This is a genomic window from Arcicella sp. BE140 (assembly GCF_031456255.1).
Classification (GTDB): Bacteria; Bacteroidota; Bacteroidia; order Cytophagales; family Spirosomataceae; genus Arcicella; species Arcicella aquatica.
This window is the reverse complement of record NZ_JAVDUE010000024.1, coordinates 17,141-31,855: the sequence shown is the minus strand read 5'-3', so window position 1 is coordinate 31,855 and position 14,715 is coordinate 17,141. Positions and strand designations below refer to the sequence as shown.

Sequence of the window (14,715 nt, the reverse complement as noted above, 5' to 3'; positions counted from 1 at the left end):
TTTAAATTATTACAATGGACTTTTTACCTAAAAATATCAATGATTATTCGGAAAACCATACTTCCCCAGAAAGTGAATTATTAGCTAATCTCAACAGAGAAACACACGCTAAAATTCTTCAATCAAGAATGCTTTCAGGGCATTTACAGGGACGAGTTTTATCGATGTTTTCCCATATGATGCAAGCTAAAACTATCTTAGAGATTGGTACTTATACAGGTTATTCTGCATTATGTTTGGCTGAAGGATTAGTTGAGGGAGGAAAAATTATAACGATTGATATCAATGAAGAATTGGAGAGTTTTACAAAACAATTTTTCTTAGCCTCTGACTATGCAGCAAAAATAGATTATAGAATTGGGGATGCCGCTGAAATCATTCCGATGCTTGATGAAACATTTGACCTTGTATTTATTGATGCAGATAAAATGAGCTATCAAAAATATTATGATTTGGTATTTGATAAAGTACGAAAGGGCGGTTATATCATCTCTGATAATGTACTTTGGAGTGGTAAGGTCGCTAACATTGAGCCTAATAAAAAGATTGACAAGGATACCCAAAACTTGTTGGATTTCAATAAGATGTGTCATGAAGACCCAAGAACTGAAAATATCCTGATGCCTATTAGAGATGGATTGATGGTTTGTAGAAAGAAATGAGAAGACTTTAGGACTAGAGGACTTTAGGATTTTTAGACTTAAGACGCTAGACAAAAGATGTGCTTGCAGATTATATCTTATCTCTAACATCTTAAAGTAAACCGTGTTAAAGTCTAACGTCTCAAAGTCTTATATCTAGCGTCTTAAAGTCCAGAGTCCTAAAGTCCTCCAGTCCTAAAGTCTCCTTATTTTTTAATCAATATCCTCTGCCCTACGCTTACTGAGAAATTCTTGAGATTATTCCATTTAACAATTTGCTCTACAGTAACCCCATATATTTGTGAAACCTTGAACACTGTTTCACCTACTTTCATGATATGGTATATATTGTTTTCAACAGGTTTCACTACATTCTTAATAGGTTTAGGCGTAACAGTTTCGTAATCACTCGTTTCAACCAATTTGCCACTATTTTTAGAAAACCATAATTGCTGGTCTATTTCTACAGTATTAGTAGTTAAATTATTCCACGCTTTAAGGTCAGCCACAGTTACTCCATGTAGTTTAGCGATGCTATAAAGCGTCTCGCCAGCATTTACAGTATGGATATTTCTAGAAGCACTCTTAATAGCTTCCATATTTTTTCGGTCAACTTCTTCTTTCGTAATTATTCTAGGGATTTCTGCCTTAGCATTTGCAGGGTCATCTTTTGTCAGGACTTTGCTAGGATTATTGATAATAGTTGGCGTTTTATCAGGCGTTTCTTTAACCTTTACATCCGCAACTTTCTCATCCTTTTTACCATCCAATTTCTTTTCACTCTCATAAGCTCCAGAAATGGGCGTAATCCTCACTTTATACACTTTGATAACTTGTCCTACACGTAGTTTTTCATCAAGCCTTAAATCATTCAAGGTTAAAAGTTCGCCTATCTTCATATCATATAGTTGGGCTATTGAGAAATAAGTATCTTTTGCCAATACTGTATGATTTTTCAATTCTTTAGTTACTATTTTTTCTTCTATAATAATTTTCGGAGGGCCTGCAGGGTCTGTAAAAACTGGTCTTGTTTTATCAATGACTTGAGTATTATCTTTTGTTACGGGTACAGAACTTTCCTTAGTCGTAACTTTATTGTCAACCACTCCCGTCCCTGAAGGTTTATTATCTTTAGTTACAACCTCGGTTGGCTTCTCCTCCTTTGGTTTATCAAGAATTACGACAGACTTAGTAGTATCTACTTGTTTGGGAGGTGTCGATATGATAACAGTTTTTTCAACAGGGTTTACTTTAGGCATTTCCACATATTGAATCGGTGTATCTGGCCTTGTATCAATCAACCATAGTAATCTTCCTTTTTGCAAACGCTGTAAGGAAGCTATTCTATTTTTTGCCATTAAGTCTTCAAGATAAATGCCATACATCTGTGAAATAGCCCAAAGTGTTTCAGTATCCTGAACAGTATGATAAGCCACCATTGCTTTATGGTCTTTTTTCTTTAGGTAATACACTTCGTTAGGAATAATTCTGCTATCAATATCTAAATCATTGTATTTCAAAAACCTATGTAAATTGATATCTGCTCGGTTTGCTATACTTTCTGGCGTATCCCCTTCGATAGCCATTATGCCTTTCTTACCATTAATCTCAAAATAAATAGGTTCAGTTTTACTATTCCCTTGCGTGAGGCGCACCAATACAGGAAAACCTAAATCATTCGTACTATTTTTATTACCATCGTTCTTCTGATTGGCATTATTCTGACTCAATTCTTTATACTTCTGTGTAGTCATCGGTACATACACAATATAGTCTTTGTCTTTAGGTACTGATGTACTTTTTAACCAAACATTATTCACTGCTATCACCGAAGGAGCTACCGATAATTCATTCGCTATTTCAGTAATGCTCTTGCCTCTACTATTACTGTATTCATATAAAAAGTCACTTTTAGCATTATTTTTTACTTTGTTGTATTCAATCTCTAATAGATAACGATGAGCCAAAAAACGAAGTAAATACCAATCTGTAGTGTTTGTAACCGTAATTTCTTTTTTATTTGCCCAGTCTGTAGCAGGATGGTTTTTGATAGCCCCTTGTCCAATACGGTAAGAAAGTACTGTAGTCATCCAATTGTTTAACAACGAATTGCTTCGGTTCAGATAAACCGCTGCTGCTTTGGTAGATGCCGCAAGATGTTTTCTTTCATCCACGATTCCATCTACCCTCAAGCCTATTTCTTTAGCTGTTTCGCTTTTAAACTGCCAGTAGCCAACTGCTCCAGAAATCGAAATAGCATCTGGATCAAAAACACTTTCTTGCACACACAAATACTTTATTTCATCGGGAATGCCAGCATCTGCTAAAATCTTTTCTATGACTGGAAAATGTAGTGCCATTTTATCCACCAGTACATCAAGGTATTTACGATTGTTGTTCAAACTCTGTATTTCTTTTTCAATAATACCCTTAGCATAACTATCATATTTTACATTGATAGAACCAACTTTAATACTACGAGGCAAAGACTGAGCTCTAGATAAAGTATAAGAAAAAAGCATTAAAACTACCAAAAAATACTTGTTCATAATTTAGAAATTCTAAGAGAAATAAAATGAAAAGAGTAAGCTCTCATCCTATTTACCACATAATTAATTTATTTTCTTGAGTTGTAATCTAATAAAGATTAATAGCTTATTATTAAAATAATGAAGATAAAAAATTTACCTAAAGTAACATTAAACCTTCAATATTTAATTATCTCAATAAAGATATGAAAAAATACCTTTTCTTAAATTAGTGGAGTATGAAGGGTTAATTATGCTAATTTCAGTCATTACATTAAATTTTACTGTAATTTTGCATTGAAGCTATTTAAACTTTCCGTTTCTTAGGTGAAAGTATTGTATTTTTGAATTGATTTTTTCAAAATTTACGAAGTATAGCATCGCTACGTTGAGTAAATTTTGGAACAAGCTATTCTAAAAGACTTAGTTTAACCCGAAAGGGAAAGTTTAAACAGCTTCATTATCTAAGGTGCTAAATGCATCCCAAGATATAAACGAAAATAAAAATTTATTATGATATTGATAGAAGACACCGTCATTAGCGACGACATTATCGAAAAGTTCTTCGTTTGTGATCTTATCAAATGTAAGGGTGCTTGTTGTGTGGAAGGTGACCTAGGAGCTCCGCTTAATGATGATGAGCTATCTATTATGAATCAGGTTTATCAGGAAGTAAAGCCTTATCTTTCTCAAGAAGGAATTAAAACGATTGAGGAAGAAGGCATTTATGTAAAAGATTGGGAAGGTGATTATTCAACACCTGTAATCAAAGGCAGGGAATGTGCCTATGCTATTTATGATGATAGAAATACCTTGAAGTGTGGGATAGAACAAGCTTATTTTGATGGAAAAATTACTTGGCGAAAACCAATTTCTTGTCATCTCTACCCTATCAGGATTACTAAGTACGAGCATTATGAAGCCCTTAATTACGACCGTTGGCACATTTGTTCTGATGCTTGTTCTCATGGCGAGCAACTGGGCGTTGAGCTATATAAATTTCTAAAAGAACCTTTAATCAGAAAATATGGCGAAGCTTGGTATCAAGAGCTTTTGAACGAAGCAAGAGACAGGGAGCAGTTGTAAGATGAAAAACAATTTTGAGGATATCTATGAAGTAGTCAAGCTGATTCCATTCGGCAGAGTAAGTTCTTATGGCGCTATCGCTGAATACTTGGGTGGAAAGGGTGGTGCTAGAATGGTTGGTTGGGCAATGAATGCCTCTCATACTGACGATTCAATACCAGCACACAGAGTGGTAAATCGTAATGGTGTATTAACTGGCAAAGCTTTCTTTGGTGGCAACAAAATGCAAGAATTACTTGAAGCAGAAGGAATTATTGTGAAAAACGATAAGATTCAACATTTTAAAGAACTCTTCTGGTCTCCTACAAAAGAATTATTATAAACATGAGTCATCCCGAATTTTAAAATCATAAAAAAGCGGTCGAAATTAGTTTTTCGACCGCTTTTTTATGATTGATGAACAACGAATTCCTACTGTTTGAGCGATAGCGAGTTTAGGAATTCTTGATTTTTTTGTTACTTTTTGCATCAAGGCAAAAAGTAAGGACGAGAATAAATTACAAAAACTCAAAAATCATCTAAAACTCACTATTTTTAAAGAAAATTTGGGATAACTCATGTTTTAGCTTCTCGGCATCATCCGATAGGTTACATTTACTTTCTGGGTATCTTCATCTACAATTCCAGCATAAAAGCCAGCAAAGACAACCGCAGTTTGAATATCAATTTGACTTAAGTCTTGAATATTCCATTTTACTTTTTTGGCATCAATGGCAAGATGTAAATCCAAATGGTTTTTATCAGTCGTAACGATATCCCATTGTATTTCTTCTCCATCTTCAAAAGACATCAATAGTTTAGAATCATCATCCTTCAATGTCCAAGTACCATGGTGAATTTTACCAGCGCCATCCGTATAATCTACTTCTTCATCACTTGTTAATCTGAAAGCCTCTTTTGAATAATCATGTAAATTAGCGGCTACTCCTCGTTCGTATAATACATTTCTACGAGCATCAGCTTGGTAATTCACTACATTTATTATCCAACTTTTAGCTAACATTGCTGTAAGTAAGGCATTGCTTTTGTGGGGTAGTACAGCTTGTTGAATCTCGTGTGAAAGGCTACTCTGTTGCTGTTTCACCTTACAAGCATAAAGTACTGAACTCAGTAAAAGAACGGTTACTGTTGATTTAATCAATTTTTTCATATCCTTGATTTGGGATTTAGGTAAACCTCTTTTGGCTTACGTGAACAATAATTAAAGAGCGACTCGAAAAAAAAGACGAAACTTTAACAAAAAAAAATAATGTTTGAATATTTAAGTAATTAGGATTTTTCTGTGGAAATTGTTTCCTGGTATTTATCAGGATAATGAAATAATGATAAGTAAGCTACTGAAGTACAGTAGTTAAAGAAAGGATTATATTAATGTGAATTCAAAGAACGATTTTGTATATTTCCACAGATACAATGCAAAGATAAAACATTTTTTTGGAAAAATACTACCGTTTAATAAATAAGCAAATCTACTGCTAGATTCAAGGCATAGGCAGAAACTTATTTTTAGGTCGTAAAAACGCTTAAAAAGCTTTATCCGAAACTGTACTTATTTACGTAAAAAAAGAGTCACTTATTGTGTTTCTTTATCAAAAATTAAAAATAGAATGAAAAGTTTCCGAACTTTACAAAAAATAAAAGAAACTATCGTTCGATAAGAATTAATAATCAATTAAATACAACAACAATGGAAAACCATTCAGATGGACAAAAAAAGCCCTTCAAATATTTCAACCAAGCAAAACCTGAAAATAAAGATATAGTATTTGGTATTCAATCAGTTTTAGAAACGATTCGTTCTGGGAAGGAAATTGACAAACTATTGGTCCAAAGAGAATTAGGCAGTTTAGAAGTATTAGAGTTTGCGCGTTTGAAAGGAATTCCTGTTCAAAAAGTACCAAGTGAAAAACTAGATAGAATTACGCGTAAAAATCACCAAGGCGTTATTGCCTTTGTCTCGGCTATTAATTATGCTAAACTTGAAAATATAGTAGCAGATGTGTATGAGAAAGGTGAAGTACCCTTAATTTTAGTATTAGATAGAATTACTGATGTAAGAAACTTCGGGGCGATTGCTCGTACTGCCGAATGTACTGGGGTGCATGCTATCGTTATTCCAACAAAAGGTGCTGCTCAGATTAATGCTGATGCGATGAAAACATCATCTGGTGCATTAAACTTTTTACCTGTTTGCAGAGAAGAAAATTTATTTCACACCGTAAGGTATTTACAAAATTCTGGTATTCAAGTAGTAGCTTGTTCTGAAAAAGTATCAAAAAATATCTATGACATTGATTTTTCCGTTCCTACAGCCATCATCATGGGGTCTGAGGAAGACGGTATTTCAGATGATTTAATGCGCTCTGTAGATGAATTGGCTACGATTCCTTTGGTAGGGCGTGTGGGTTCTTTAAATGTATCCGTAGCTACAGGAGTGATTCTTTATGAAGCTATTCGTAAGCGTTTGGGATAAACTAAGCTTCAGAAACAACATAAGTGTAAATAAGAAAGCCCTTTGTATCATCTACAAAGGGCTTTTTAAATAAAAAAGGACATGACCAATGGCTATATCCTTTATTGTCTTACCTCTAAACCTATTTAACTATGAAAAATAACTGCACTTTAAATGTAAAAAATTAGTAGAATACTACTCAATCTCACTCACTACCTCGATTCTCTAATTGTTTTTTAAAAAGAGGCGTCTCTAAAAGAAACGCCCTTTCCCGTCTTACCTCTAAACCTATTTAACTATGAAAAATAACTATTCAAATCAATAAACTAAATTTTTTCAACTCTTTATTCAACCTCACAAAAAACTTAGCTTTTTAAAAAGTGGCGCCTCTAAAAGAAACGCCCTTTCCATCTTACCTCTAAACCTATTTAACTATGAAAAATTTTTAATTATATATACTAATTGTTGCTATGTAATTTAATCTTATGAGCAACTAATAATTTTCTTATTGAAGGATAATCTATTAACTAGCTTTATCATTGTATTGTTATTACTACTACAAATTTTCTGCCAAAAAAGTTTCTTTTTGAAATTATTTTTAAAAATTAATAAAAAAATAATTCGTGGTTTTGTACAAAGACTCATTTTTATAAATAACGTTGCAAAGTTGTGCAATATTATATAAATATACAAATATCATTGCCTATTCCTTGCACAAATTTTAGTAGTAACTACCTAAAAATCAATCAAAAAACACTTAATTGCAAAACAAAAGTAAAAATAATCAGAATATTATTCTGCATGCATAATAAAAACATTGCAAATATTTTGTTGTAAATTATTTTAATTTATTTTCAAAATATTAGAATAATACAACTACTGGTTGAACGAGTTCATCGTCTTGTCTATTCCCTGTAAACAAAAACTAAAAATAATGTCTATGGCACGATCGAGATGCTCTGGCAATTCAGCAAACTGACTTCCATCAAATTTTCCTAAAACATATTCTACTTGTCTTCCTTTACCAAAATCATCTCCAACGCCAAACCTTAAACGACCGTATTGCGAACTACCCAATACCTCCTCAATATTTCTCAATCCGTTGTGTCCTCCGTGCGAACCTTTACTTTTTGTTCTTAGTTTGCCGTAAGGTAAAGCGATATCATCCGTGATGATTAATATATTCTCTTTTTCAATTTTCAACTCCTTCATCCAATAATTAACTGCCTTTCCACTTAAATTCATATAGGTGGTGGGCTTTATTAAATGAATTTGTTTCCCTTTGTGTTTTATTTCGGTGTGATAGGCCAATCGCTCCATTGAAAATTTCGCATCTACACTCGCCGCAAGCTTATCTAACACCATAAAACCAACATTATGTCTTGTAAGCAAATATTCTGGTCCAATATTTCCGAGACCAACAATTAGGTATTTCATCTGTAAAATATATTTGAAATTAACTTTGTATTCTTTTTTTCATGAATCAATCATCAAAATTAAGTAATTTTGTATAGTATGTATCCAATCATGAAAAACAAAGCTACTATTAGGATAAGTCCAGCCCTCCTCGCATTAACATTATGCTTGATAAAGGAATCCGCCTTTTCGAAAGACCCAAGCACTTATCCTACTCTGTTAAATTCAACTAATTTATTGACATCGACAGATATAAATGGAATTAATTATAAATACTCAACTTCAAAGAATTATTTACCTAACTTATTAAGTAATAAAAATCGTGCCTATCCTTTAATATCTACGAATTTTATTGAAAAAAAGTTAATAGATACGCTAAAAAATAATTCAACAAAAACACAATTACCTCAAAATCAGACAAATAAGTCAAGCATTCCACTTAAAAATATTACAATAAATTTCACTGCTATCAATAAAGCTACGAAAGAAAGTATTCTTGCAGACTTTATAGTTACTTCTGAAAGAACGGGAGAGGTTTTTAAGGGTAGCACTGACAATAAGAACCCTTTTTTCTCTTTTTCATTATCGCAACAAGACAACTTGTCAGTAGTGGTACGCGCTGATGGCTATGCTGATGCTCATTCTAATATCTCAATCAAGGACTTTACTACCACATCGCATCATGATTTTGCTATCCCTCTAGTCTTTGAACGTTATCCGCTATCTATTAAAGTATTGGATGCAGATACCAAAGAGTCTATCAAAAATGCTCAAGTGAAAATTGTTGATTTGGATGCCTCCGAAATTAAGAATGCTTCAAAAAAGGCAAATTCAGAGGAGTATGCTGCCAATTTAAAACTTTTAAGCAAGTATGAGTTTATCATCAATGCCGAAGATTATATTGAACTAAAAGAGAAAGTAGTAAAAGCTCCTCAGGGAAATTCTGTCAACTTTTTATTGTATAAAAATAGCCTTCCTGTAAATTTTGAGGTAGTAGATGCTGAAACAGAAAAGCCCGTCAAATCATTTATTAATATTAAACTTGAACGATTAAAAAGGAATATAGTATTTAGAAATGAAGCCAAAGCAAGTGTTAGGGTAACAACTCAAGAGATTTTTACGATTGAAACTGCTGCCGAACACTATATTGCGAAGCAAAGTACTTTTAATATGGCAGATTTTAACCCTACCAAGAAGTATAATTACACCATTCGATTAGAAAAAAGCTTGTTACACTTAACCATTAAAGCAAAAAATAAGCTCAACGGTGAAGTAGTTATTGCTGACAAAGTAGAAGTAACAAATCTTAGTAATAAAGCAAATCATCCCAAAATAGAACGACTTAAAAATGGAGATGCTCTAGTAAGCTTGGCTCCTGACGATACTTATCAGTTAGAAATCAATACAAATGGGTTTGAAAAGTATCAACAGGAGTTATCAAAAATTAAACAAACCGACTTAGAGTGTTTTTTAATGCCTAAACAAAAAATCAAGGGCTTAGTATTATCGGCAATTGATTCTACAAGTGGGAAAGTATTGCGTGCCACTTTTAAGGTGACCGCTAACAAAACTAAAAAATCTTTCACTGTAAATACTTCAGATGATATTTCAGAATATTATTTAGCTTTAGCGGACAAAGACCTTTATCAGATTGAGACCTTTGCAAAAGATTATGAGCTGAAAGTAGAACAAGTAAAATATGCGTCTTCTAAAAAAGCCGTTTTCTATACTGTTTTATTGAAAAAGGTACCTTCGTTAAATAATTCAAAAAATTCCCCACCTCCTAGCGTAGCTACCGCTAAAGCCCCTATTGAAAGTTCAAAAATTAAAGATTTGGCAAATATAGAAATTGGGCAAGCAATTACGCTTGATAATGTGTATTTTGAACAAAGTAGTTTTGTTTTGCAATCTATTTCCTACGAAGAGCTGAACAAGATAGCTGAACTATTGAAGAGTGCCCCACAAGTCAAGATTGAAATTAGTGGCCATACTGATAATATTGGAGATACAAGACTAAACCTTGCTCTTTCAGAAAACAGAGCTCGCGTAGTTTATAATTATTTAGTAAGTAAAGGAATTGAAGAAAGAAGATTGCATTACAAAGGTTATGGAAGCAACAGACCTCTTTTTCCGAATGATTCTGAAGAAAACAAAAAGAGAAATAGACGAGTAGAACTGACAATTTTATAAGTTTTAGTAACTTACTCATGCTATGTATCTTTAAAATTCATAAATTACAGGATATAAAAATTAACCATTTTAAAAAACTATGAAAAGCCCAATTTTAGCCTTCCTTGTATGTATGTTGACAAGTTTTTCCATATTAGCTATCAACAAAACTGACGATGCTAACAGCCGTGTGTATGAATTAAGAGTATATTATGCAAGTGAGGGCAAATTTGATGTTCTGATGAATAGGTTTAAAGAACATACTTTACACTATTTTAAAAAACATAAAATGCGCTTAGAAGGCTTTTGGTTGCCTTTGGATAATAAAGACCATAAAATGGTCTATGTGTTATCGTATCCATCACGTGAAGCTCGTGAAAAATCATGGAAAGACTTTTCAAACGATAAGGGTTGGATAAAAGTAGCGAAAGAAACGAATGCCAACGGTGAAATAGTAGCTAAAGTAGAAAGTACTTTCTTGAAAACTACTGATTTTTCACCAAACAACTTAAAAAGTGTTGGTGACAGAGTTTTTGAGATGAGAACATATAAAGCTACGCCCAATAATTTACCCCTCTTGTTAGAAAGATTCAGAAGCCATACCCTAAAATTGTTTGAAAGACATGGTATGACAAATATTATTTACTGGACACCAACTGACAAAGAACAGGGAGCCGATAACACATTAATTTACTTTTTAGCTCATAAAAGCCAAGAAGCTGGCATAGCCTCATTTAAGTCCTTCAGAGATGACCCTGAATGGATAGCGGTTCGCAAAGCATCAGAAGAAAAGGGAGGAGGCTCCTTAACGGTAACTGTTACTTCTGAGTATTTAACCCCTGTAGAATTTTCTCCTCTGAAATAATCATCGACTTTATTTCATTAAAATAGATAAAATGTCAAAATTAGCCCTTATTACTGGCGCAAGCTCTGGTATTGGTAAAGCAACTGCCGAAGCGTTTGCTGAATTAGGAATCAATTTAATTATATGTGGAAGGCGTATTGAAAAGCTGGAAGCTTTAAAAGAAAGTCTTTCAGGAAAAGTTGACGTACAAATACTAACTTTTGATGTTAGAGACAAAGAGCAAGTAGAAAGTGCATTGAACTCGCTTTCAGAAACAGCAAAGAACATAGATATTTTAGTGAACAATGCTGGCAATGCGCATGGCATGGGTCCTATTCAAGATGGTTCAACAGACGACTGGGATGCTATGATTGATGGCAATGTAAAAGGATTACTATATGTTTCGAGAGTAATTATGCCTTGGATGAAAGCTAGAAAGCAAGGACACATCGTTAATCTAAGCTCTATTGCGGGCAAAAGTACTTATCCAAACGGGAATGTATATTGCGCTTCTAAAGCAGCAGTAGAGGCCATCTCTGAAGGGATGCGTCTGGACTTAAATCCATTTGGTATTAAAGTAACCAACGTAGCGCCGGGGGCTGTTGAAACTGAATTTTCTATGGTCCGTTTTAAAGGAGATGAACAAAAAGCAGATGCTATTTATAAAGGGTTTGAACCTTTAAAGGCCGAAGACATTGCTGATATTATTGCCTTTGCTGTAACTCGACCTGCACACGTAGTAATGGCAGATATTACTTTGTTTCCAGTAGCTCAAGCATCAGCAACTGTTATCAATCGTGAGGCTTTAAAATAGAAATTATCATTTTGATACATTAAAAAGTGAATACTTAATTTAGAAAAATGTCTGTATATACATCATTTTCCAAGTTTTATCACTTAAAATGCTTTTTTGTCAAAAAATAGTAAAAATTCATGGGACATTTAATGTTTAAATAACCAGAATTTAGCTTATATTTGTATTAATTTTCATAGTTAAATAGGTTTAGAGGTTAAACAGATAAGGGCGGGGGTTTCTCCTGTCCTTATTTTATTTTTAAGTATTTCCTAAATTTATTTTAAATTTAAAGAAGATTAAGTGAGTATATTTCTCTATTATTTTACGATACTATACTTAATCCCTCTTCAAAAAAATAGCCCCGATTCAAGAACCGAGGCTAGTAATACTAAGGTATAAATTTGGGGTTAGGCTACTGTTCCTCCATCCCAAACTTTTTTACTAGGCTGAACAAAAGCCAAAGAACCATCTTTGTCTTCTGCCATCAGAATCATTCCTTCAGATTCCATCCCCATCATTTTTCTAGGGGCAAGGTTTGCCAAAAAGCTCACTTGCTGACCAATGATGTTTTCTGGTTGAAAATGCTCGCCGATACCACTCAAAATAGTTCTTTGCTTAATACCATCTTCAATTTTCAATTTCAATAACTTTTTGCTTTTAGCTACTTTTTCTGCTTCAATGATGGTGCCGATACGAATATCCATTTTGGCAAAATCATCATATTGAATTTCCTCTTTCAAGGGTGTTACTTCTTTACCTGCTAAAAGATTCAGTTGTTTAGCATCTTCTAATTTTTGCACTTGTGCTGCTACCGTAGCATCTTCTACTTTCTCAAACAAAAGACCTACGTTTGTTACAGCTTGTCCTTCCGCCAATAAATCTGCACGACCAGCTTCACTCCAACCGAAGGCTTCAGTATTTAAAATCGTACGAATTTTTTCAGCAGTGAATGGCAAGAAAGGCTCAGCTACAATAGAAAGATTGGCCGCAATCTGCAAACCAATATTTAGGATAGTACCAGTACGTTCAACATCAGTTTTAATTACTTTCCAAGGTTCTGTATCTGCCAAGTATTTGTTTCCTAAACGCGCTACATCCATCATCAAAGCCAAAGCCTCACGGAAACGATAATTAGCAATAGAATCACCAATCTTTGCAGGCATATCTGCTAAAGTAGCTAATACTTGTTTATCGTAATCGTTCAACGCTCCTTGCTTGGGTACTTTACCTTCAAAATTCTTTTCGGTAAGTACTACCGCACGGTTGATGAAGTTCCCAAAAATACCTACTAATTCAGAATTATTACGAATTTGGAAATCGCTCCAAGTAAAATCTGAATCTTTAGTTTCTGGTGCAGACGCCGCCAATACATAACGAAGAATATCTTGTTTACCTTCAAACTCACGCAAATATTCATGTAACCAAACTGCCCAGTTGCGTGATGTCGAGATTTTATCACCTTCTAGGTTCATAAATTCATTTGCAGGTACATTGTCTGCTAAAATAAATCTACCATCAGCCATACACATAGCAGGGAAAATCAAACAGTGGAAAACGATATTATCTTTCCCGATGAAATGCACTAAGCGAGTGTCTTCGTCTTTCCAATATTTCTCCCAATCTTCTGTCAATTCTTTGGTCATGGAAATATAACCTATCGGAGCATCAAACCAAACGTACATTACTTTACCTTCGGTATCGGGCAGAGGTACTTTAATGCCCCAATCCAAATCACGCGTCATGGCACGTGGCTTTAAACCATCATTTAACCACGACTTTACTTGTCCCATTACATTGGTTTTCCATTCTGGATGACTTTCAACATACTTTTCTAAAGCAGGTTGCATAACATCTAATGGCAAATACCAGTTTTTTGTTTCTTTCATGACGGGTTTTTCACCACTTAATGCCGAACGAGGATTGATTAATTCTGTAGGCGAAAGCGTTGAACCGCAACGTTCACATTGGTCACCATAAGCATTTTCGTTTCCACATTTAGGACAAGTACCAATGATATAACGGTCAGCTAAAAAAGTCTGTGCTTTTTCATCATAATACTGTTCAGTAGTTTCCTCCACGAACTGCCCTTTATCATAGATATTTTTAAAAATATCTTGCGACATATCATGGTGTACTTTGTTGGAAGTTCTAGAATAAATATCGAACGAAATCCCAAATTCTTCAAAAGAATCTTTGATGATTCCATAGTATTTATCTACTACTTCCTGAGGGGTAACACCTTCTTTTTTGGCTTTAATCGTAATGGGTACTCCATGCTCATCTGTTCCTGAGATAAACTTTACGTCTTGTCCAGTAGCACGTAAATAACGTACATAAATATCTGCTGGCAGATAGCAACCAGCGATGTGTCCGATATGAATAGGGCCGTTAGCATAAATCAACGCTGCTGTAACGGTGGTTCTTTTGAATGGTTTGCTCATAAAATTTGTATCGAGTGAACTAAAACGTTCATTGCCGTTTTATAATATTATAAAACTTTAAATAAGAGTAATTGCAAAAATAGCTTGTTTGCTAAATAGTATTTTTCTTTAGAAAGACCTTACTTTTCTTCACTAGGCGTGCCCGTCAGACACAAGAAAAGTAACCGAAACGGTGGACTTCAAAAGAAATTAAAGAAATTTCAATCGCATTGGCGAACAGACTCGCTTCGCTCAAACAGCAGAATTTCATCAAATGCTAACGCCAGATTAATCTAAAACATTGGTTTATAGATTATTAAAAAATAAACGTACAATAAATATCTATATTTATCATTTAAGTTC

Annotated in this window: 11 protein-coding genes; 7 read left to right on the top strand and 4 right to left on the bottom strand. The window is 33.9% G+C overall.

All coding sequences use genetic code 11. The annotated features are described in order from the left end of the window. The first annotated feature begins 14 nt into the window (after nucleotides 1-14). Nucleotides 15-662, top strand: a complete 648-nt coding sequence (locus J2Y60_RS23385; RefSeq protein ID WP_309924328.1) for a class I SAM-dependent methyltransferase — start codon at nucleotides 15-17, stop codon at nucleotides 660-662. A 185-nt stretch (nucleotides 663-847) separates the two neighbouring features. Here J2Y60_RS23385 and J2Y60_RS23380 read toward each other — a convergent pair whose 3' ends face one another. Further along, nucleotides 848-3,190: a LysM peptidoglycan-binding domain-containing protein gene (locus J2Y60_RS23380; RefSeq protein ID WP_309924325.1), complete on the bottom strand. Its 2,343-nt coding sequence runs from the start codon at nucleotides 3,188-3,190 to the stop codon at nucleotides 848-850. A gap of 492 nt (nucleotides 3,191-3,682) precedes the next feature. On the opposite strand from J2Y60_RS23380, the gene J2Y60_RS23375 reads away from it, so the two are divergent. Beyond that, the gene (locus tag J2Y60_RS23375; protein ID WP_309924323.1) at nucleotides 3,683-4,255 is read left to right on the top strand and encodes a DUF3109 family protein; all 573 of its coding nucleotides are present in this window, start codon (nucleotides 3,683-3,685) and stop codon (nucleotides 4,253-4,255) included. 1 nt (nucleotide 4,256) lies between these two features. Further along, complete coding sequence (locus J2Y60_RS23370) at nucleotides 4,257-4,577, top strand: MGMT family protein (RefSeq protein WP_309924320.1); 321 nt, start codon at nucleotides 4,257-4,259, stop codon at nucleotides 4,575-4,577. A gap of 240 nt (nucleotides 4,578-4,817) precedes the next feature. Here the strand turns inward: J2Y60_RS23370 and J2Y60_RS23365 are convergent, their stop codons facing one another. Next, the gene (locus J2Y60_RS23365; RefSeq protein WP_309924316.1) at nucleotides 4,818-5,405 is read right to left on the bottom strand and encodes a lipocalin family protein; all 588 of its coding nucleotides are present in this window, start codon (nucleotides 5,403-5,405) and stop codon (nucleotides 4,818-4,820) included. A gap of 537 nt (nucleotides 5,406-5,942) precedes the next feature. Here J2Y60_RS23365 and rlmB point away from each other — a divergent pair. Then, nucleotides 5,943-6,728: a 23S rRNA (guanosine(2251)-2'-O)-methyltransferase RlmB gene (gene rlmB, locus J2Y60_RS23360; RefSeq protein WP_309924313.1), complete on the top strand. Its 786-nt coding sequence runs from the start codon at nucleotides 5,943-5,945 to the stop codon at nucleotides 6,726-6,728. A gap of 855 nt (nucleotides 6,729-7,583) precedes the next feature. On the opposite strand, the gene pth is transcribed toward rlmB, so the two are convergent. Beyond that, nucleotides 7,584-8,144: an aminoacyl-tRNA hydrolase gene (gene pth / locus J2Y60_RS23355; RefSeq protein ID WP_309924311.1), complete on the bottom strand. Its 561-nt coding sequence runs from the start codon at nucleotides 8,142-8,144 to the stop codon at nucleotides 7,584-7,586. Nucleotides 8,145-8,234: 90 nt separating this feature from the next. Between pth and J2Y60_RS23350 the strand changes: the two genes are divergently transcribed. The 3 genes from J2Y60_RS23350 (at nucleotide 8,235) to J2Y60_RS23340 (ending at nucleotide 11,950) form a co-directional block, all read left to right on the top strand. Then, entirely contained in the window at nucleotides 8,235-10,313 is a 2,079-nt protein-coding gene (locus J2Y60_RS23350) for an OmpA family protein (protein ID WP_309924309.1), read from the top strand. 79 nt (nucleotides 10,314-10,392) lie between these two features. Further along, entirely contained in the window at nucleotides 10,393-11,157 is a 765-nt protein-coding gene (locus tag J2Y60_RS23345) for an NIPSNAP family protein (protein WP_309924308.1), read from the top strand. A 31-nt stretch (nucleotides 11,158-11,188) separates the two neighbouring features. Then, nucleotides 11,189-11,950, top strand: a complete 762-nt coding sequence (locus J2Y60_RS23340) for an SDR family NAD(P)-dependent oxidoreductase (RefSeq protein WP_309924305.1) — start codon at nucleotides 11,189-11,191, stop codon at nucleotides 11,948-11,950. Nucleotides 11,951-12,339: 389 nt separating this feature from the next. On the opposite strand, the gene metG is transcribed toward J2Y60_RS23340, so the two are convergent. Continuing rightward, the gene (gene metG / locus J2Y60_RS23335) at nucleotides 12,340-14,373 is read right to left on the bottom strand and encodes a methionine--tRNA ligase (RefSeq protein WP_309924301.1); all 2,034 of its coding nucleotides are present in this window, start codon (nucleotides 14,371-14,373) and stop codon (nucleotides 12,340-12,342) included. Between the last annotated feature and the right edge of the window lie 342 nt (nucleotides 14,374-14,715).